Raw genomic sequence first — 18697 nt, 5'->3', positions numbered from 1 at the left:
ATGAGCAAGGAACACTGGCTGCTCTATGCGCTCGGCGGAGGCCTGGGACACCTCACGCGTTCCATGGCGCTCGGACGCGCGGCCCGCCAGCGGGGCCACCGGGTGGAGCTCGTGACGAACAGCCCCTTCGCGCCCGAGCTGCCGCTGGAGACAGAGCTGGGCGAGGGCAACGTCCACCGACTCGGCGCGGAGCTCGACAAGCACGCGGTGCGTGAGGCCATCGAGCAGCTGCTCGACCGTGTCCGCCCCGAGGTGTTCGTCGTGGACACCTTCCCGCGCGGGCTCGGCGGAGAGCTCGCACCGCTGCTGCCAGGAATGAAGGCGCGGAAGGTGCTCGTGCACCGGGACCTGCACCCGGACTACGTCGAGCGTTTCGGACTGGCCCGGTTCATCGACACCTTCGACCGGCTCATCGTCCCCGGCGAGCCCGCGCCATTCGCCCATCACCCGCGTGCCGCGAGCACGCCGCCCTGGCTCCTGCTGGATGCCGGGGAGTTGCTGGATGTCCCCACCGCACGCAGGAAGCTAGGCGTGCCGGCCGGGGAAGAAATGGTGCCCGTGGTGGCCGTGCTGGCCTGTGGCCGACCGGAAGAGGTGGAGGAATCCGCCGCGCTCGCGGAGACCCTCCAACGCGCGCCCAACCTACGAGCCTTCGTCAGACTGCTGTCCCCGAGTGCCCCGCCGCGGCTCTGGCCGGCCCTGTCGGTCATGCGAGGCATCGACGTCCTCGTAGGCGCGGGCGGCTACAACACTGTCCAGGAAGCACGCGCCACGGGGACACCGCTGGTGGCCATCGCCCAGCCCCGACTCTATGACCGACAGGCGCTGCGGCTCCGGGCCTCCGAGCGGATCTCCTCACTCGATGAGGCCCTCGAGCGCGTGAGGGTGCTGCTGCGAAGCGGGTCCTCAGCGTGCTCCGAGCGGCCAGTCCCCTCCTACGTCAACGGGACCCACGAGGCGGTGCGACTCATCGAGGAGACACGCACCGCCCGGTCTGGCTGAGCACACTTCGAGGGGGCAACCCGCGTCAGTGCGCGAGGAGAGAGCCATCCCAATCAGGCACTTCCTCTTGGGAGGATGGCCGCGACTCGCGGGAGGACGGCTGCGGCTGCACTGCTCAGTGGATGAGCAGGTGCACCTGCTCCAGCAGCAGCGCGCAGACCAGTCCGCCGTAGGTGCCCAGCACGTAACCGGCCACCGCCAGCATGACGCCCACGGGCGCGAGCGACGGATGGAAGGCCGCTGCCACCACCGACGCCGAGGCCGCTCCACCCACGTTGGCCTGGGAGCCCACGGCCGCGAAGAAGATGGGTGCCCGCAGCAGCCGCCGCGCCCCCATGATGAAGGCCGCGTGGATGACCATCCACACCATGCCCACCGCCACCAGTGCCGGTGCATCCAGCAACCGCCGGAAGTCAGCCTTCGCGCCAATGGTCATCACCAGCACGTAGAGGAACAGCATGCCCACGCGGCTGGCCCCGGCCCCCTCCAGCTTGCGCAGCGGGGTGAACGACAACACGACGCCCACCGTCGTCACCAGGAGGACCACCCAGGTGAAGCCCGTGATGATGGTGCCGATGTCCGGCAGCTGCTTCGCCAACGCCGTACACGCCACCGTGGTGCCAAACCCGAGGGTGAGGATCCACACCAGGTCCGTCAGGCTCGCGGGCCTCAGCACCGAGGCCTGGAAGCGCTCCACCTGCTCGCGCACCACGTCGATGGCCCGCCGGTCCGCGCCCATGCTCGTGTCCATCGCCAGCTCACGGCCCGCGAAGTAGAGCAGCACCGCCGTCCACATGTTCGACACGCCCACGTCCACGACCACCAGCATGCTCAGCGTGTTGTCATGCGTCCCGATGCTCTGCCCGATGGCCACGAAGTTGGCGCTGCCGCCAATCCACGAGCCGCTGAGCGCCGCCAGCCCCTTCCAGGCCTGGTCTCCGAGCTCCGCCGGCACCAGCCAGCCCAGCAGCAGGTACGCGATGGGCCCCCCGAGGATGATGCCCGCCGTCCCCGCGAGGAAGAGGACCACCGCGCTGCGTCCCAGCCGGGAGATGGCCGGCAGGTCCATGGACAGCACCTGGAGCACCAGGCTCGTCGGCAGCAGGTACGCCGACACGTAGCTGTAGAGGTCCGACTTCGTGGGGATGATGCCCGTGTTCGACAGCAGCGTGGGCACGAAATAGACGAGCACGAGGATGGGCACGACCCGGAAGACGCGCCCCACCACCGGGTGCCGCTCGGCGGCGAACAGCAGCGACAGCACGGCCAGCAGCACCGCGAGCACCGCCATCGGACTCTGGATGAGCGGCTCGGTCATGGGCTGGACTGCGGCTCCACGCCGAGCCCGGGCCCGTCACCCAGGCGGATGCGCCCTTCCACCACCGGGTGCCCCTTGAAGGGGTCCGCCGAGATGAGCAGGTTGCCGTCCAGGTCCAGCCAGTCCACCAGGGGCCCCAGGTGCGCCGCCGCGGCGATGCCCACCGACGTCTCCACCATGCACCCCAGCATGATCTTCAGCCCGCAGGAGCGCGCCGTCTCGATGATGCGCAGCGCCTCGCGGATGCCACCGCACTTCTGCAGCTTCACGTTGATGCCGTGGTAGCCCTCGGCCAGCCGCGGCACATCCGAGGCCATCATCAACGCCTCGTCCGCCACCAGCGGCAGCGGCGAGCGCTGGCGCAGCCACTTCGCTCCCTCGACGTCCGCCGCCGGCAGCGGCTGCTCCACCAGCTCCACGCCCTGCGTCGCCAGCCACTCGATGTGCTTCAGCGCCTCGTCCGGCTTCCAGGCCTCGTTGGCATCCACCCGCACCGTCTTGGGAGTGGCGGCCCGCACCGCGCCGAACATCTCGCGCACCGACTGCGCGCCGAGCTTGATCTTCAGAATGGGGTACGGCTCCGCCTCGCGCACCTTCTGGGCCATGGCCGCCGGATCGTCGATGCCGATGGAGAACGACGTGATGGGCATCCGCGAAGGGTCCAGCCCGAACATGCGGTAGAGCGGCACTCCCATGCGCTTGCCGGCCAGGTCGTGCAACGCAATGTCCAGCGCCGCCTTCGCCGCGTGGTTGCCCGGCAGGGCCTCCTCGATGCGCTCCGACAGGACACGGAAATGACGCGGGTCGCCATCGAGTGCCGGAGCGAGCTTCTGGAGCGCCTCGGTCACCGTCTCGGCGGACTCCCCGTAGCGCACGTTCGGGGCGGCCTCGCCCCGGCCAATCAGGTTGCCCTCGCGCAGCTCAACGATGACGTTGCGCTTCGAGGTGCTGGTCCCCCGCGAGATCGTCCAGGCGTGGCGGAGGGGTAGCTCGATGACTCGGACATCCATCGGAAGTGACATGCGATGAGCCTCCCAGGGAGAGCCGCCATTACCATAGACTGAGAATATGCGCCCCCTGTTCTTCGCTCTCGCCCTCCTGGCCGTGCCGGGTTGCAGCCACGCCGCCGCCCCGTCCCGTAGTGCCCCGCCCCGGGCCGCCGAGGAGATGAGGACGCTGCTCACCGAGCTCATCGCCGTGGACACCTCCAACCCTCCGGGCAACGAGGCCGCCGCCGCCCAGGTGGCCGCGCGCTGGCTCCGCGAGGCCGGCATCGAGTCCCAGCTCTTCGAGCCCGTGCCCGGACGTGCCCACCTGCTCGCCCGGCTGAAGGGCACTGGAGGCGCACGCCCCGTGCTGGTGCTCGCCCACCTGGACACCGTCCCCGCGAAACGAGAGGAGTGGGCGTCGGACCCGTGGACGCTCACCGAGCGCGACGGCTTCCTCTACGGGCGCGGCGTCCAGGACAACAAGGGCATGGCCGCGGCCAGTGTGCTGGCGCTGCGCCGGCTCAAGAGCGACAAGGTGAAGCTGAAGCGCGACGTGGTGCTGGTGCTCAGCGCGGACGAGGAGGCGGGCGGCAAGGCCGGCATCGACAAGCTGTTGGAGCACCACCCGGAGCTGCGAGAGGCGGAGCTCGCCATCAACGAGGGCGGCCTCACGGAGCTGTCCGAGGACCGCAGCCGGGTGCGCTTCGTCAACCTCCAGGCCGCGGAGCGGGTGTCGCGCAACGTGACGCTGAAGGCCACCGGCCCCGGCGGACACTCCTCGGTCCCACCGGCCGCGCCCAACCCCATGGTGCGCCTGGCGGCGGCGGTGGCCCGCGTCGGGACGCTCACCTTCCCCACCCGGCTTACCCCCGTGACCCGGCTGAACGTGGAGGGCCGCGTGAAGGTGACGGGCGGCGAGCTGGGCGAGGCCCTGAAGCGACTCTCGGCCTCGCCGGACAACCCGCCTCAGGAGGCGGTGGATGCCATCGCCCGGCTGGAGCCGGCCCTCGCCGCCGTGCTGCGCACCACCTGTGTGCCCACCGTCTTCAACGCCGGCACCCGGCCCAACGTCATCCCCGCCACCGCCGAGGCCACCGTCAACTGCCGGCTGCTCCCGGACGAGGACATCCAGGCCTTCCGTACTCGGCTCGTCGAGGCGGTGGCCGACAAGGACATCCAGGTGGAGCTGAACATGACGCCGCCGGACTCGCCCGCCTCGCCCGTGGGAGGCAACGCGATGTTCCGCGCCGCCACGGCCGCCGCCGCGAAGGTGTGGCCGGGCGCCCCCGTCTTCCCCCGCATGTCCACCGGCACCACCGAGTCCACCGCGCTGCGTCGGGCGGGCATTCACGCATATGGCATTGATCTCTTCGCCCTCACGCCGGACGACGCCCGCACGGCCCACGCTCCCAACGAGCGGATTCCCGTGGCCTCGCTCCAGCCTGGCGCCGAGTTCGTCTACCAACTCCTGTCCGAGCTGACGAAGTAGCCCCCGGACCCTTTCCCCGACAGCACCCGAGCAAGCCTGATGAAGACCCCGACGAAGACCCGAGTTCCGCTGTATCTGGTCCTGCTGGCCTCGACGCTGACGGCCTGCACGTGGCAGGCCCGGCCAACACCCCAGGAGGAAGGACCGGTGGCGAAAATCTGGAGGAAGAGCGCGCAGACGCGCGACTTCGAGCGCTTCACCCGCCAAGGCACCGCGCTCACCGCGGAGGGAGCGCTCGAGCTCGACGCGGCCACGGCTCTCTCCACGCCCGATCCGTTCCCCAGCCACACGCCGCCCAATGCCCAGACGCCGCTGCCCGCGGGCAGCTACGTCTTCGGCAGCGCGGCCTCGGAGGAGCACACCATCTCCGGCGGCTTCGACAACGTGGTGCCCTCGTTCGACGTGCTGACGCCGCCTGGCACGTGGGTGCGGCTGACGCTCGCCGCTCGCGTGGAAGGCAATTGGACGAAGGACTACGACTTCGGCGTGTGGGCCTTCGACAAGGGCACCGTGGCGCGTCACAGCAAGGACCGGCAGGAGGACGAGAGCGGCAAGGTCTTCACCGACACGCTCGCGCTCAAGAAGAAGGCGGACGCCCTGCGAATGACGGTGTGGCTCTTCTCCTCCAAGCCCGGGGTGAGCCCGCGCGTGCGTGCGCTCACGGCGGCGATGACGCACTCGGACCGCAAGGCCACGGAGGAGCCCTCGGACAAGCGCGCCTGGGGGACGGTGCTGGAAGTGCCGGGCCGCTCGCAGATGCTCTACCCGCCGGATGGGGGCGCGTGGTGCTCACCCACCTCGGTCTCGATGATTCTCGCGTACTGGGGCGGGAAGCTGGGCCGCAACGAGCTCGTGGTGCCGGTGCCGGTGGCTGCCGAGTACACGTATGACACGGTGTACGAGGGCACGGGCAACTGGCCCTTCAACACGGCCTATGGCTCGGCCATCGGGGACGGGGCGCTGCACGGATTGGTGGCGCGCTTCGACTCGTTCACGCAGGTGGAGCGCCTCATCGCCGAGGGGATTCCCGTCAGCATCAGCATCGCCTACGAGAAGGGGGAGCTGAGCGGCTCGCCCATCCAGCGCTCGGACGGGCACCTCATCGTGGTGAAGGGCTTCACCCCGGAGGGGGACGTCATCTGCAATGACCCCGCCTTCCCCAACGACGAGCTGGTGAACGTGACGTACAAGCGCCAGGAGCTGCTGAAGGCGTGGGACCACTCCCGCCGCTCGGCCTACGTGCTGTGGCCCTCGGGCACCGCCCTGCCCGCTGGTTCGCTCACCTTCGTGCAGTGAGGCGGGAACAGGCGCTCCCGGTCCAACCCCCGGAGCGCCTGCGTCACCGGCACCGTCTCTTTAGAATCGTAGGGTGGATCTGGCCCCACCCTACCGCAAGTACTGCGCTCAATACGCTGCGGCGTACGCGGCCTTGATTTCGTCCATCAAAGGCTCGGCGCCATACGTGAGTCCGTCGCCGTCGACCCATTCCACGTCGCCGTTGATCATGATGACGATACCGTCGCCGGTGCTGCGATCGATCTTGAAGTAGGTGCGCGAACCTGGCTCATCGCCCCCGTGATCGACGACACGCGGATAGCCGTCCGCTTCGATCGTGGTGGAGAGTTCGACCCCGAGCCCGGACCAATCGCTTCCATCGTACAGCACCCTGCGGTACTGCCCCGCCACGCACGTCTCCTTCGCCGTGCCGAGGTCGATCGAGATCTCAACCCCTTTGACGTTGACGGTGCTCGTCCCCAAATCGATCGTCGTCGTCGCGCCCGGATTGGAACAGGGCTTGAACGACGACGCTCCGTTCGCGGCCGGCGTCAGGATGGTGTTGACGTCCGACTGCTGCATGACGCGGCGTCCACTGCTAGTGACTCCGCCGTTGGCGAGCGCAACCACCAACTCTGCATACTCACGGGCGTTTGCCAGCAGGCCACTCGCTGCTTTGACGGTGGTTTGCAAAATGCCGGAGCCGCAGTTCTCGCAGCTATAGGGCCTGGCGAGATTCGTCATCGACGTCTGTGCGGTCTCGAAGGTGCTCAGCGACAAGCCCGCGGCGTCGAAGACGTTCTGCTTGAGGTAGTCCTTGAACGCGAGCGGCGATGCGAGCTGGAGGATATGCTCGGCCACAATGAAACCGCCGCCCGAGTACTCAATCCTCGTCTTCGGCGTGTAAAGCGGCTCAATGCCCCCGTCGAAGTAGTCGTTGTGTCCATCCGTGCCCATGAATACGTCCACCATCGAAGGGACATCGCCTGGTGGCCACACACCTATGGAGTCAGTATCCAGGCCTGCGGTGTGGTTGAGCAAGCGGCGCACGGGAATGAGTTGTGGGTAACTCTCGGTACCGCCGCGGAATTTGTCATCCACCCAGTCCGCCAGCAAGCTATTCGGATAGGCATTGGCATAGGATTGCACGGTACGGTCGAGGTCAATGACCTTCTGACGGTCGGCAATCACGAGTCCGATCGAGCTGACAAACTTCGACAGCGAGGCCGTCGAGTAGATCGTATTGGCCGTGGTGCGCCGGGCTGCCGGACGATCTTGACAGCCGTACCAGTGGTGCTGCGTGATGGCTCCATTCTCGATGATCACGACCGAAGCGCCGCCGACGTGGTGGTACTCGACTTGACTCTGGAGCGTCAGGCCCTTGTTTCCCTTTAGCCCAACGAGGCTTGAGGCGAACTTGGCGTAAGTCGCATCGGACGGGGAGGTGGTGCCATGGTAGTTGCAGGTGGCCGTATTCCGCGCGTCCGGGTGGGCCGGGGTGAGGTCAGGGATATTCCCCGTGGTGCCCCCTGTCCCGGAGCTGCTGCCCGTCCCGGGCTCATCGACGGGAACCAATTTGGCCTTCGGATTGCCCCAAAGCACTTCGACCCGACCTGCACCGTCGCTCGCTTTCGGGAAGCCTTGGACCTTGTTAGCCAGGCTGAGCAAGGGCAGCGGCCGGTCCATCGTCGCACCGAAGCTTGGAGCGGAGGCGCCGAGCAGCACGGCCAGCAGTAACGCCGGTGCGACGCGTAGTCGCCACCGCGGCACTCGCATGGAGACCTTCGAGGATTCGATCATCGCTCGTTCTCCAGATTCGCAACCCGTCATGAGAGTTTTCTCCTTCGAATCAAGATGAGTGTGCCGGTGGTGCAGTGATTGGGCAGGTGTGCCTCGGCGGTGGTCAGGTTGGCGCCTCCCAATGGGAGTCGGCTGCAATTCGGGTGGTGTCTGATTTTCTGCTTCCAAAGGAAAGAGAAGCCGAGTGGCGGATGTGACCAGCGTTCACGAATGATGTGATTTTTGATGTGATTTTCTCGGTGGGGACGTCTTCGCCTGCCCCCGGTGTGGAGGGCACAGGAAGCACACCGACCGTCACACGAGAAGGGCACCGTGGTGCGTCACAGCAAGGACCGGCAGGAGGACGAGAGCGGCAAGGTCTTCACCGACACGCTCGTGCGGAGGGGGACGTCATCTGCAATGACCCCGCCTGCCCCAGCGACGAGTTGGTGAACGTGACGTACAAGCGCCAGGAGTTGCTGAAGGCATGGGACCACTCCCGCCGCTCGGCCTACGTGCTGTGGCCCTCGGGCACCGCCCTGCCCGCTGGCGCGCTCACGTTCGTGCAGTGAGTCGGCCCTGGGCGCTCCGGTCCATCCCCGGAGCGCCCGCGTTGGCCTCAGTCGAGAAACGCACGGGTCAACAGGTCCCGGAACGACTCGAAGGCCGGCTGGGCGATTTGCTCCAGCTTCTCGCGGAAGGGAGGCTCGCCGTGGACGATGTCCCCCGCCAGCTCATGGTCAATGAGCACTACGGGACAGTCGCCATCCTCGCGCCGCCGCTGCGTGTCGAAGCAGAGAGGCCCCGCGTCGTTCGTGTCATGCGCGAAGGCCAGGTAGCCCGCCTCATGCAGCGGTGACCAGGCCTCGAGCATGGACTGAAGCTCACCGAGGGGCGCGTCGCTCGGCAGTGCCGGCAGACGCACGCCACCGCCCCCCAGGTCCATGACGAAGCTCGTGGTGAGGAATGCTCGGAAGAGCGGCGGGAATTCGGCACCGAACTGCTTTTCGAGGGCACGGACCTCTGCCTCGGTCACCGTCGAGGGGAGCGGCTTCCATGATACCCAGCCTTCCGGGTCCACCTCTTCGGCCCACATCGCCTGTGGAACGCCCCCATCCTCCGGGTCTGCATCGGGCTCCTTCGCCACCCCCATCATCAAGCCCGTCGCCGTGTAGTCGGCGATGAGGTTCTCGATGAAGCGGCGATCTTCGTCTTTGACGAACGCAGTCATGACCGCGAAGTGTAGCGACCCCACCCCCACCCCGGCAGGTACCAGAGGCCCTCACCGCCCAGAAGGTGACGTGAGCAGTTCCCCCGAGCCATTCGCGGAAGGACAGCGTCTCCAGAGCACCACCGGGCCCCACCGCCGCAGGACGCAGAACCCCGCCGCCGCCACCTGCTGCTCTCCGAGCGCCGACCCGTTGACGAGCACATGGGAGAACTGAGCCTCGGTGAGCGCGCCGTCCAGCTCGCGAACCAGGGGCTTGGGACGCACGAGCAGCGGCACGTCGCGACGTAGGTAGAACCGGCCGCTCACATTCCATTCCTGCTGCCCGGCGACGATGAGCCCGGTGAGCGAGGGGTCCCGTCCAGCGAAGACGAGGGCATCGATCTGCTCCGTGGCGAGCCCGCCCGGCATCACCACGGTAGCCGCTGCCAGCGAGGAGAGCGCGTACACCCCCACGAGCCCGCCGAGCACCCGGCGGGAGCTGACGCGCTGCGAGAGGGTGCGCCAGGCCGGTCCCGCGGCGAGGACCACGAAGAGCGGCAGCAGCGGCGCCAGGAAACGAATCTCCTTGTGCGCAAGCAGGGACATCACCCCGAGGTAGAAGACGAAGGAGCCTGCGAGCAGATCTCTCCGGGCCAGCCCGCGCCCGAAGTGCCAGACGAGCAGCAGCGGCACCATCCCCGCCAGGGTGGGCAGGTACCACCACCAGGGCTTCGTGCCGAACTTCACCGAGCCACCGGTGAGGATGTTGAACTCGAAGTACTTCCAGAGGGTGTGCCAGGGCGCGCCCCAGGTGAGCCAGTCGAGCAGGCCGAGCCCCAGGAGCACCACGCCTACGCCCAGCGCGCCGCCCGCCAGCGAGCGCCAGCGCCGCGCCACCAGCAGGCTCACCGCGATGGGCACGCCGAACACCGCCGAGGGGTAGCGCACCACGAAGGCCAGGCCCAGCAGGACGCCACTCCAGAACCCCGCACGCAGGTCATCTCGGGCACGGGCGCGCCAGGCCCAGAGGAGCGCCCCGAGCAACGGCGCCACGCTCAGTGAGTCCGCCAGGGGCCTCGCGGCGTAGAGGAGCCATCCGCCCCAGGTGACGTGGACAGCCGCCGCCAGGAGCGCGGCTTCGCGACCATCCCGCTCCTCGACCAGACGGAACAACGCCAGGGTGCCCCACGCCTGCACGGCGGCACAGCAGGCCCACACCACCGAGGCCAGGGCCCACGCGTGCTCAATCCCCATCCCTCGGCACAGCGCGAGGATGCCCCCGAGCACCCCAGGGACGGCCCAGTTGCGCAGACCCTCCACCCACTCCCAGGCCATGATCCAATACCCGAAGGCCAGCCCATGGGCCGGCTCCAGGAACTGGAAGACCTCGTCCGGGTGCTGACGGCCGCGCTTGAGTGCCACCACCGCGACGGCGAGCACCGCGCCCACAATGGCGATTCTCCGCTCCCACGCGGGCTTGAGAGGTGAGGAAGGTTTCATCGATGCGGGGAGCCTCCGCTCCCGGCGCGGAGATTGCCACGAATCGCGGCGTCTGGTGCCTGCTCGCTGGCCCTGTTGGAAATCACTGCGTCCGCGACAGGGTGAAGCTGTGCCCGGCGTTGCCGACCTGGAGTTCCAGGGAAGGGTCCAGGAAGAGCAGGACCTTCTCGTCCACCAGCAGATACGTGGCGAACTCCGGCGGCGCCGAGTCGTCGAGATGAATCACGACCGCATCGGCGTCCCAAGGAGTGCCTACGCTCGTCGTCCAGGTGCCCGAGCTGGGATAGCGCTCGTTGCCCTTTCCCACGTAGATCCGCTCCAGGTAGTACCGGCTCGGCGACCCGTCGCTCTCGTTCCGATGCAGCGCGAGGCCGACTTTGATCCGCTCACAGTCGCCACAAGGGACGCGCCCCTCGAAGACGCCGTAGCGGTATGAGCCCGTCGGCGGCAGGAGCCGCCCTGGATCCGCGGGTTGTTCGCTACCGTCCGTCACGCACGAGAGACCGACGAATGCGATCGCGGCGAGAGTCAGCAGGTTCTTCATCGGTAAGCGCCTCCCCATCCATGCACTCCAGACCCATACGGGGTCGGGAACGTGACCGCGACGTTATCAACCGCACGCTGTCGGTGGACGCACGAAACTCGGGCGAAGCCGGCGCCGAGTGCATGATGGTGCTCTCGAATGAAAGGGGTTCCTGTGTTGCCTGTCCGAATCTCATGCTCGACGCTGCTGCTGGCCCTCATGGCCGCCTGTGCACACAACCCGCCGAAACCGGGTGGAGGAATGACCGCCGCCACCGGCTGCGCGACCCAGGAGACCTTGTGCTGGGACTTCGAGGAAGGGGCGCTGCCAGCCGGCTGGACGGCGCATCGCGACGAGTTCAACGGACAGCTTCTCGTGGACGACTCGCGTGCCTGGTCCGGTAGGTACGCGCTGCACGCCAAGGAGCTGGTCGGCGGCAAGGAAGGGACACAGGGCGGCCCCAAGAAGACCATCCGCATCAACCTGCCCGCCCAGTTCGGTCCCGTGCTGTGGGGCCGAGCCTACGTCTACACGACTCCCGAGCGACCCGCGTCACACGCGGGGCTCTTCAACGCACGGTACCCGCGGCCTGGAAGCACCGCGCGTGCGTTCGATACGCTCGACTGGTACGAGGTCGCCACCTACCAGCAGAAGTACATGGCCATCTGGCACCCTCCCGAACCGCCCGGATTCCCGGAGTGGGTGCAGGTCTCCAACACGCCCCTCGTGCTCAATGCGTGGGTCTGCCTCGAATGGCTCTTCGACGGGGCCAATGGCTCTCACCCGGAGGCCGCGGAGCCGCGCGTCTGGCTGGACGGAGTCGAGCTCAAGTGGCCCGAGCGGTTCGTCTTCTCAGATCCCCCCACGACGGTGCCGCCCATGCGGGAGAAGGCCACCGACTTCCTGGTGGTCGAGACCGGCGTCTTTCTCTACCAGGGCCTCTCGGTACCCACCGACTGGTGGATCGATGACCTGGCCATCGGCAAGCAGCGTATCGGCTGCGGACATGGCCGTCTGTCCCAGTAGACACCTTCTGGCCCGAGACTTGCGAGCAAGCCACCGTTGACGGAGGAACGGATGGGCATTCGTGCGGGCGTGGTGGGTGCAGGACTCATGGTCGTTTCACTCCTCGCGGTGGGTTGCACTGACCGGCCCAGGACAGACGGCCCGCCGGTGACTCAGGAGCCCGAGCCCTCGGTGGGAAACGAATTTCCCCCAGAGACGCCTCCCGTATCCCCAGACGATGCCGGCACGCCCCCGACCGATCCACCGGAGGAGGACGCGGGGACTCCGCACGAGCCTGGCGAGCCGCCGGATGCGGGGACTCCGCCGGATGCAGGCCCACCGCCGGATGCAGGCACGCCGCCGGATGCAGGCACACCGCCAGACGCGGGGCCGTGGCCGGTGGACGCGGTGCTCAATTACACGCGGTCGTTTGGCGTCGGCACCCCACAGAGCGTGGGGCTCGATGAAGGGCTGAACTTCTGGTTCCTCGATGGCAACCGCATCGGCGTGATGCGCCCGGGCGATACGGCTCCGAAGTGGACCACGGGCATCGGCCAGGCGCGCCAGCCGTTCGGTTCGGATTCGCTCGCGGTCGACTCGACGGTCATCTGCGGCGGAGAGGCCGGGCGCGCGTACGTGGGATACCGCGCTCGCGAGATGCAGCGGGAAGAAGGGATTTCGCAGCGCACGTACATCCCCGGGCCGGGCGAGCCGAACTACACGCCCGAGCGCTACGCCGAGTACCAGAAGGGAGATCTCGATGCGGTCCGCCTCCAAGCGGACGGGACCGTCGCGCTCGAGGAGCACATCTGGCGCTCCATTGGCTCGTCGAATGCGGGCAGGCAGATCGGCATCCACAACACGAACGACTTTCACTACGAAGAGGATCGCAGCATCCTGAACTGTGCTCGCGTGACGCGCGGCCCGTATCGCGGCGACCTCTACATCACGACGAACCACGGGGTGACGCGCATCCAGGGGCTCACGTACAACAGCCACCGTCATCCGGGCTGGTACCTCATCACCACCAATCCGGACGGCTCGAAGAACGAGTCGCTCCAATGCCCGCCGATGTACGGGCTCGGCCTCGCGCGGAACGGAGACGTCCTCGTGGCGAACGAGCAGATGCTCGGCGTGCTCATTCCCAGCGGGAAGCTCGAGGAGTGGGACCGCGAGAAGACCTGGGAAGGGCCCACGCCCTGGAGGTACAAGGGCTTCAACGAAGTGCTCAACGGTCAGGCGTCCGATGACTACTGGCGCGCCTTCGAGCAGACCACCTCGGGTGTCTACTATCTGGGGAGCGCGGAGTTCGGCGTCTGGGCGATGACGCCGAAGTCTCGTTCCGCGGGGAACTGGTCGAAGCTCGCCAGGCTGCCGACGAATCGGATTCTCGCGCTCAAGTCGACGGACGATGGCGCGCTCTACATCGGCACGAATGGCGAAGGCCTCTGGCGGCTGGAGCCGGACGGCGTGACGTTGACCCGAGTGCAGGAGGTGTCCGGTCAACGCGTCCTGCAGCTCGTCTATGAACCCACCGTGACGCCGAGCATGCTGCTCGTCCTCACCGACCAGGGACTGACCGTCCTCCGCGGACCGTAGGGCGGCGAAGCCCCTGGTGGAGCCAGGGGGTCAGGGGTTGCCCGTGGCGTAGGCGAACAGCTCGATGGGGGTGGCGTAGTAGCTCCACCCGAAGAAGCCGCCTGCGCATGCTCGTCGTATCGTTGCCCAGGCCGCGTCAACGCCCGGGCGCTGCGATCTCCCGTTGACGGCACGGGGCGCGGCTCCGAACATGAGCAGAGGGGCCGGCCAACTCAGGGGAAAACCCATGAATCACCTGCAGCCCTCTGCCCGGGCGGCTCACACGCGTGGCTCCGTGTCACGTCCCGTCGTTCTGTTCCTGCTTCTGGCGCAAGTGGCCGCTACCGGATGCCTGATCGAGCCGGAGCCCATGCCGACCGAGCCGGAGCCCGTGCCGACCGACACGACTCCGACCCCGGCGCACCCCTACACCCTGGCCGCGGTGCCCTCCGAGGAGATGGCGGAGGCCAACCCACCGCAGCAGTCTCGCGCTTTTCGCGGCGTGCTCACCACCGGCTCCCAGCCCTGTCCTCCGTACTTCCATTGCGACGCCTTCGTGGTCACCGCGCAGACGAGCGGGCTCGTGAAGATCAGCTCCGACGTCCTTCAGGTGAACCCGGACGTCTACCCGAACGGCTACGGGTATCCGCTCACCATCGCGCCCATCGAGGAGGGCGTGACCCTCACCCAGTACGGGGGCGAGTACCTCCAGAACGCGCTCGAGGACGGGACGGCGGTGCTCCAGTACCCGGTCCAGAAGGAGCGGCAGTACATCCTCGTCTACAAGACGTTCAGCAGCTTCATGCCGCTCACGCACCGACTCAGGCTGCCCGCCTCCCTGAAGATGGAAGGCAGGATCACGACCCTCTCCGAGCCGGTGTCCCCGTAACCCGAGGCAACGCGGGACCTCAAACCGCCGAGAACCTCTTCGCCAGACGCTGCTGCTGGAAGCGGGCGACTATGAAATCCACGAACGCACGGGTCTTCGCCGGCAGCAGTTTCTGGCTCGGGAAATACAGCGAGATCGGCCCGGCGTCCGTGTACCAATCGGGCAGGAGCCGGACGAGCGCACCGCTCTCCAGGTAGGGCAAGGCGTGCGGCATGACGACCAGGGCGACCCCCAGTCCCATGACCGCGGCTCGGCAGATGGCCTCCGGATCATTCAGGACCACGCGCGGCTTGAGTTCCACCGTGAACGGGTCACCTGCTGCAGTGCGCATAACCCACGAGCGAATCCTTCCGCTCTGCGGCGAGCGCATCACGATGCCGTTGAACGACGCCAGTTCCGCTGGCGACCTTGGCCGCTTCTTGCCCGACAGGTACGCCGGTGACGCCACCGCGATGATGTGAGCCCTCGCCAGCTCGCGGGCCACGACTCCTGGCGTCAGCTCGATGCCACCGCCGATGGCTGCGTCGAAGCCGTCAGCGATCAAATCCACCTGCCGGTTGTCGAACTGCCAATCCGGCAGCACGGCGGGATGGAGCGTCAGGAACTCCTGCAGGAGCGGCAGGACGTAATCGAGGCCGAACGCAGGCGACATGCTGACCTTGAGGGTCCCGGACGGCTGACCCGCGGCGGTGGCCACGTTGGCGATGGCTCCCTGAATGGTCTCCAGGCCGCCGCGGACCTCCTGCAGGAAGCGCTCTCCGGACTCCGTCAGCGTCAGGCGGCGCGTGCTTCGCTGGAACAACCGCACTCCCAGCCGTGCTTCGAGCGTCGCGACGTTTTTGCTGACCGCGGCGGGCGTCAGGCCGAGTCGTCGCGCCGCGGCCGAGAAGCTGCCGGTCTCCGCGCTGCGAACAAACGATTCGAGGTGGCTGAGCGATTCCATGGAGTGATTCTCAACCATGGGTTGAAGGTCATTCAACGGATTACCCGCTACCCGGTTGCAGATGCGGAGGCCATTGTTCGCCTCGTCATCGTTGCTCAACCGGAGACTCACCATGTCGAAGACCCAAACAGACCCACGTCCCCTCTCTGGCAAGGTCGCCCTCATCACCGGAGGCTCGCGCGGCCTCGGCGCGGCCATCGCGAAGCGGCTGGCGCGAGATGGCGCCTCCGTGGCCCTCACCTACACGAGCTCGCCGCAGAAGGCGGGCGCGGTTGTCGCGGCCATCGAGACCGATGGTGGGCGCGCGGTTGCCATCCGCGCCGACAGCGCGGACCCCGAGGCCGTCAGGAATGCCGTCGCGCAGACCGTGAAGGCGTTCGGACGCCTGGACATCCTCGTCAACAACGCGGGGGTCACCTCCCTGGCGCCCATCGACCAGTTCTCGCTGGAGGAGTTCGATCGCCTCGTCGCGGTCAACGTGAGGGGCGTGTTCGTGGCGACCCAGGAGGCGGTGCGCCACATGGGCGAGGGAGGCCGCATCATCAACATTGGCAGCATCAACAGCGACTTCATCCCGTTCGCGAACGGCTCGGTGTATGCCCTGACCAAGGGAGCCGTCACCTCCTTCACGCGAGGCCTGGCCCGGGACCTCGGTCCGCGAGGCATCACGGTCAACAACGTGCAGCCCGGTCCCGTCGACACAGACATGAACCCGGCCAATGGCCCGTTCGCCGATGGTGTGCGGGGCTACATCGCGGTGCAGCGCTATGCGCAAGGTGATGAGGTGGCGGGCATGGTGGCCTACCTGGCCAGCCCCGATGCGTCCTTCGTCACCGGCGCCAGTCTGAAGATCGACGGCGGGTTCACCGCCTGAGCCCTCAACCCTCGCTCACGAGAGGAGTTCGTCATGACATTGGGAATCATCGGTGCAGGTGCCATCGGGCAGGCGTTCGCGCGCCAGGTGGTACGCGCTGGACTCGACGCGTTGATCAGCAACAGCCGTGGGCCGGAATCACTTGCCGAGCTGACGCGGGAGCTCGGCCCGCACATCAAGGCGGCCAGCGTGTCGGAGGCGGCGCAGGCGGACATCGTCCTGCTCGCGGTCAATGGGTGGGCTGGGTGGGGTTGGAGACGTCCAGACGGAGAGCTTCTTGCCCACCAACACCATGTTGTGGATGGAGATCTCCGGGCGGAGCCGGAACGAGCCGATCTTCACGATGTTCGCGGGGTCCGTGACGCCGAGCATGCTGCTCGTCCTCACCGACCAGGGACTGACCGTCCTCCGCGGACCGTAGGGCGGCGAAGCCCGTCGTGGGGGAGGCCAAAACCGCCACCGACGATGAGCGCGACCTTGGGTCATTCCGAGACGGTCTGGGGCGAAAGGAGGTTCTGCCGCACCGGCAGCACACTGAGGAGGGCACTGGCCTATGCGTCTGACCGCTTCACCTCCTCAATGCTCCGGCCGTGCGCCATCACCCAGTCGAGTGCCATTCGCACCCGGGGAGCGAGCAGCCGCCGCGATGGGTACACCGCGAAGAACTCGCGTGGCTCGACCGTGCGCCCCGTCACCGTGAGCCGCACGAGTGCCTTGCCTTGCTCTTCAATCGCCTCGCTGGAAGCGCAGACCACGCCCAATCCATGCACCGCCGCGGCGATGGCCACCCGTGGATCATTCACGTTGAAATGCTCGCGTGGCCGGAGCTCCTCGATGGAGCCGTCCCGCCGGCAAAAGCGCCATGCGCCACCGGGCCGGGTGAGGATCGCGGGCACGGAGCCGAGCGAGTCGCGCTCCAGCCGGGTGCGGCCGTTCAGGACCTGACGCACGAATCGCGGTGATGCGGCGAGTGCGAACGGGATTGACCACATGCGCCGCGCCACCAGTTCCTGGTCGTGAATGGGTCCGGCGCGAAAGGCCAGATCGAAGCCCTCCTCGACCAGGTCCACCACGGCGTTGGTGAGCTTGAGCTCGACGGTGAGGCGGGGATATCGCGCGGCGAAGGAGAACAGCGCTGGCGCGATGAGCTGCGTGCCCGTCTGCACGGGTGCCGTTACCCGGAGCCTGCCGACGGGTTCGTCCTGGTGCTCCGCGGACCTGTCGAGCACGGAGGTCAGCTCGTCGAGCAGCGGCCCCACGCGCTCGAGCAATCGCGCGCCCTCGTGGGTGAGGCCAACGCTTCGGGAAGTGCGCTGGAGCAGCCGGGCCCCCAGCTTTTCCTCCAGTTGCGCCACCCTGCGGCTCACCGTGCTGGTGGGCATGCCCGTGCGCCGCGCCGCCTCCACGAAGCTCAAATGCTGCGCGACCGCCACGAAGATCCTCACGTCATCCAATGACATCATCCCATCCATGGGATGGAGCCTGCCACTCCATCCCATTGAACCCAAGGTTCCGTTTACGTTACCGATGGGCCATGAACCTCGAAAACCAACACGTCGTCATCATTGGGGGCTCGTCTGGCATTGGACTCGGAGTGGCCAGGGCCTGTCTGGAAGATGGAGCCTCCCTGACCCTGGTGAGCCGTTCGTCACAGAAACTCGCCGAGGCCGCCGCCGGACTCGGGGCGACGCACCGCGTGCGCACCTTCTCCGCCGACATGACGCAGGAGGACCAGGTGCGACGGCTCTTCGACGAGCACCCACCCGCCCACCACGTCGTGGTCACGGCAGTGCAGCCCTACTACCAGCCCATTCGCCAGCTCGAGCTGGCCGGGGCGCGCCGCACCATCGAGTCCAAGCTCGTGACGGCGCTCCTCGTCGCCAGGTACGCGCGGCTCGAGCAGAACGGCTCGCTCCTCTTCACCACGGGAATCGCGGCGGACCGGCCCGGGCCTGGCGGCTCGGTCATCGCTGCGGTGAATGGCGCCCTCGTGTCGCTCGTGCGGGCCCTGGCCCTCGAGCTCGCGCCGGTACGGGTGAATGCGCTGTCTCCGGGATGGATCGATACGCCCTTCTGGGACAACTTCGCTGGCAATGCCAAGGCCCAGCGCTTCGAGCAACACGCACGTCGGCTTCCAGTCGGGCGCGTGGGGGCCCCCTCCGATGTCGCCCACGCCGCCCTCTTCCTGATGGGAAACGGCTTCACCACCGGCGAGGTGCTGCATGTCGATGGGGGGCACCGGCTCGTCTGAGGGCTGTTCCCGTCCCGAACAGGTCCATCGCCACCAGTGCGCCGCACCCGCTCCCCAGTCGTTCTCCGAAGT

General features: G+C 67.6%; 18 protein-coding genes and 1 pseudogene. 9 read left to right on the top strand and 10 right to left on the bottom strand.

Features of this window, described 5'->3' with window-relative positions; genetic code table 11:
- Positions 1 to 1002, top strand: coding sequence for a hypothetical protein (locus OV287_RS11500; protein ID WP_267534066.1), 1002 nt, complete (start codon positions 1 to 3; stop codon positions 1000 to 1002).
- 115 nt (positions 1003 to 1117) lie between these two features.
- Here OV287_RS11500 and OV287_RS11495 read toward each other — a convergent pair whose 3' ends face one another.
- Positions 1118 to 2320, bottom strand: coding sequence for a DUF819 family protein (locus OV287_RS11495; RefSeq protein WP_267534065.1), 1203 nt, complete (start codon positions 2318 to 2320; stop codon positions 1118 to 1120).
- Positions 2317 to 3342 carry a dipeptide epimerase gene (locus tag OV287_RS11490; RefSeq protein WP_267534064.1) on the bottom strand — a complete coding sequence of 342 codons (1026 nt, stop codon included), beginning with the start codon at positions 3340 to 3342 and terminating at the stop codon, positions 2317 to 2319. Before OV287_RS11490 ends, OV287_RS11495 begins: the two co-directional genes overlap by 4 nt.
- Before the next feature lie 46 nt (positions 3343 to 3388).
- Here OV287_RS11490 and OV287_RS11485 point away from each other — a divergent pair, with 46 nt between their 5' ends.
- Both OV287_RS11485 and OV287_RS11480 read left to right on the top strand, forming a co-directional pair.
- Entirely contained in the window at positions 3389 to 4798 is a 1410-nt protein-coding gene (locus tag OV287_RS11485) for a M20/M25/M40 family metallo-hydrolase (protein WP_267534063.1), read from the top strand.
- Between the two features lie 39 nt (positions 4799 to 4837).
- Positions 4838 to 6094, top strand: a complete 1257-nt coding sequence (locus tag OV287_RS11480) for a C39 family peptidase (protein WP_267534062.1) — start codon at positions 4838 to 4840, stop codon at positions 6092 to 6094.
- A 108-nt stretch (positions 6095 to 6202) separates the two neighbouring features.
- Here the strand turns inward: OV287_RS11480 and OV287_RS11475 are convergent, their stop codons facing one another.
- The 4 genes from OV287_RS11475 to OV287_RS11460 all read right to left on the bottom strand — a co-directional run bounded on the left by OV287_RS11475 (position 6203) and on the right by OV287_RS11460 (position 11106).
- The gene (locus OV287_RS11475; RefSeq protein WP_267534061.1) at positions 6203 to 7873 is read right to left on the bottom strand and encodes a serine hydrolase domain-containing protein; all 1671 of its coding nucleotides are present in this window, start codon (positions 7871 to 7873) and stop codon (positions 6203 to 6205) included.
- A 598-nt stretch (positions 7874 to 8471) separates the two neighbouring features.
- Positions 8472 to 9083 (bottom strand): SMI1/KNR4 family protein, encoded by a 612-nt coding sequence (locus OV287_RS11470; protein WP_267534060.1) that lies wholly within the window; start codon positions 9081 to 9083, stop codon positions 8472 to 8474.
- Between the two features lie 51 nt (positions 9084 to 9134).
- Entirely contained in the window at positions 9135 to 10562 is a 1428-nt protein-coding gene (locus OV287_RS11465) for a glycosyltransferase family 39 protein (protein WP_267534059.1), read from the bottom strand.
- A gap of 82 nt (positions 10563 to 10644) precedes the next feature.
- Complete coding sequence (locus OV287_RS11460; protein ID WP_267534058.1) at positions 10645 to 11106, bottom strand: copper resistance protein NlpE N-terminal domain-containing protein; 462 nt, start codon at positions 11104 to 11106, stop codon at positions 10645 to 10647.
- A 240-nt stretch (positions 11107 to 11346) separates the two neighbouring features.
- Here OV287_RS11460 and OV287_RS11455 point away from each other — a divergent pair, with 240 nt between their 5' ends.
- Positions 11347 to 12111, top strand: a complete 765-nt coding sequence (locus tag OV287_RS11455; protein WP_267534057.1) for a hypothetical protein — start codon at positions 11347 to 11349, stop codon at positions 12109 to 12111.
- A 171-nt stretch (positions 12112 to 12282) separates the two neighbouring features.
- On the top strand, positions 12283 to 13689 hold the full coding sequence (locus OV287_RS11450; RefSeq protein ID WP_267534056.1) for a ligand-binding sensor domain-containing protein: 1407 nt from the start codon (positions 12283 to 12285) through the stop codon (positions 13687 to 13689).
- A gap of 30 nt (positions 13690 to 13719) precedes the next feature.
- Here the strand turns inward: OV287_RS11450 and OV287_RS11445 are convergent, their stop codons facing one another.
- On the bottom strand, positions 13720 to 13917 hold the full coding sequence (locus OV287_RS11445) for a hypothetical protein (RefSeq protein ID WP_267534055.1): 198 nt from the start codon (positions 13915 to 13917) through the stop codon (positions 13720 to 13722).
- A gap of 121 nt (positions 13918 to 14038) precedes the next feature.
- Here OV287_RS11445 and OV287_RS11440 point away from each other — a divergent pair, with 121 nt between their 5' ends.
- Positions 14039 to 14557, top strand: a complete 519-nt coding sequence (locus OV287_RS11440; RefSeq protein ID WP_267534054.1) for a hypothetical protein — start codon at positions 14039 to 14041, stop codon at positions 14555 to 14557.
- Positions 14558 to 14576: 19 nt separating this feature from the next.
- Here OV287_RS11440 and OV287_RS11435 read toward each other — a convergent pair whose 3' ends face one another.
- A complete protein-coding gene (locus tag OV287_RS11435) occupies positions 14577 to 15599 on the bottom strand; it encodes a LysR family transcriptional regulator (RefSeq protein WP_267534053.1) in 1023 nt (340 codons plus the stop codon).
- Positions 15600 to 15612: 13 nt separating this feature from the next.
- Between OV287_RS11435 and OV287_RS11430 the strand changes: the two genes are divergently transcribed.
- Both OV287_RS11430 and OV287_RS56400 read left to right on the top strand, forming a co-directional pair.
- Positions 15613 to 16374, top strand: a complete 762-nt coding sequence (locus tag OV287_RS11430; protein WP_267534052.1) for a 3-oxoacyl-ACP reductase family protein — start codon at positions 15613 to 15615, stop codon at positions 16372 to 16374.
- Positions 16375 to 16407: 33 nt separating this feature from the next.
- A pseudogene (locus OV287_RS56400) lies at positions 16408 to 16548 on the top strand (NAD(P)-binding domain-containing protein); the annotation flags it as partial.
- Here the strand turns inward: OV287_RS56400 and OV287_RS11425 are convergent.
- Positions 16513 to 16746, bottom strand: coding sequence for a hypothetical protein (locus OV287_RS11425; protein WP_267534051.1), 234 nt, complete (start codon positions 16744 to 16746; stop codon positions 16513 to 16515). The pseudogene OV287_RS56400 and the gene OV287_RS11425 overlap by 36 nt on opposite strands.
- A gap of 179 nt (positions 16747 to 16925) precedes the next feature.
- Positions 16926 to 17837 carry a LysR family transcriptional regulator gene (locus OV287_RS11420; RefSeq protein WP_267534050.1) on the bottom strand — a complete coding sequence of 304 codons (912 nt, stop codon included), beginning with the start codon at positions 17835 to 17837 and terminating at the stop codon, positions 16926 to 16928.
- Between the two features lie 71 nt (positions 17838 to 17908).
- On the opposite strand from OV287_RS11420, the gene OV287_RS11415 reads away from it, so the two are divergent.
- Positions 17909 to 18625: an SDR family oxidoreductase gene (locus tag OV287_RS11415; RefSeq protein WP_267534049.1), complete on the top strand. Its 717-nt coding sequence runs from the start codon at positions 17909 to 17911 to the stop codon at positions 18623 to 18625.
- Positions 18626 to 18697 lie beyond the last annotated feature (72 nt).

Source organism: Archangium lansingense (genome assembly GCF_026626635.1).
Lineage (GTDB): Bacteria > Myxococcota > Myxococcia > Myxococcales > Myxococcaceae > Archangium > Archangium lansingense.
This window is presented reverse-complemented; position numbering and strand designations above follow the sequence as displayed.

Bases quoted from the DNA above. Each gene is read 5' to 3' on its own strand.
- OV287_RS11500 (WP_267534066.1), top strand. From the start codon at position 1: ATGAGCAAGGAACACTGGCTGCTCTATGCGCTCGGCGGAGGCCTGGGA.
- OV287_RS11495 (WP_267534065.1), bottom strand. From the start codon at position 2,320: ATGACCGAGCCGCTCATCCAGAGTCCGATGGCGGTGCTCGCGGTGCTG.
- OV287_RS11490 (WP_267534064.1), bottom strand. From the start codon at position 3,342: ATGTCACTTCCGATGGATGTCCGAGTCATCGAGCTACCCCTCCGCCAC.
- OV287_RS11485 (WP_267534063.1), top strand. From the start codon at position 3,389: ATGCGCCCCCTGTTCTTCGCTCTCGCCCTCCTGGCCGTGCCGGGTTGC.
- OV287_RS11480 (WP_267534062.1), top strand. From the start codon at position 4,838: ATGAAGACCCCGACGAAGACCCGAGTTCCGCTGTATCTGGTCCTGCTG.
- OV287_RS11475 (WP_267534061.1), bottom strand. From the start codon at position 7,873: ATGATCGAATCCTCGAAGGTCTCCATGCGAGTGCCGCGGTGGCGACTA.
- OV287_RS11470 (WP_267534060.1), bottom strand. From the start codon at position 9,083: ATGACTGCGTTCGTCAAAGACGAAGATCGCCGCTTCATCGAGAACCTC.
- OV287_RS11465 (WP_267534059.1), bottom strand. From the start codon at position 10,562: ATGAAACCTTCCTCACCTCTCAAGCCCGCGTGGGAGCGGAGAATCGCC.
- OV287_RS11460 (WP_267534058.1), bottom strand. From the start codon at position 11,106: ATGAAGAACCTGCTGACTCTCGCCGCGATCGCATTCGTCGGTCTCTCG.
- OV287_RS11455 (WP_267534057.1), top strand. From the start codon at position 11,347: ATGACCGCCGCCACCGGCTGCGCGACCCAGGAGACCTTGTGCTGGGAC.
- OV287_RS11445 (WP_267534055.1), bottom strand. From the start codon at position 13,917: ATGGGTTTTCCCCTGAGTTGGCCGGCCCCTCTGCTCATGTTCGGAGCC.
- OV287_RS11440 (WP_267534054.1), top strand. From the start codon at position 14,039: ATGCCGACCGAGCCGGAGCCCGTGCCGACCGACACGACTCCGACCCCG.
- OV287_RS11430 (WP_267534052.1), top strand. From the start codon at position 15,613: ATGTCGAAGACCCAAACAGACCCACGTCCCCTCTCTGGCAAGGTCGCC.
- OV287_RS11425 (WP_267534051.1), bottom strand. From the start codon at position 16,746: ATGCTCGGCGTCACGGACCCCGCGAACATCGTGAAGATCGGCTCGTTC.
- OV287_RS11420 (WP_267534050.1), bottom strand. From the start codon at position 17,837: ATGATGTCATTGGATGACGTGAGGATCTTCGTGGCGGTCGCGCAGCAT.
- OV287_RS11415 (WP_267534049.1), top strand. From the start codon at position 17,909: ATGAACCTCGAAAACCAACACGTCGTCATCATTGGGGGCTCGTCTGGC.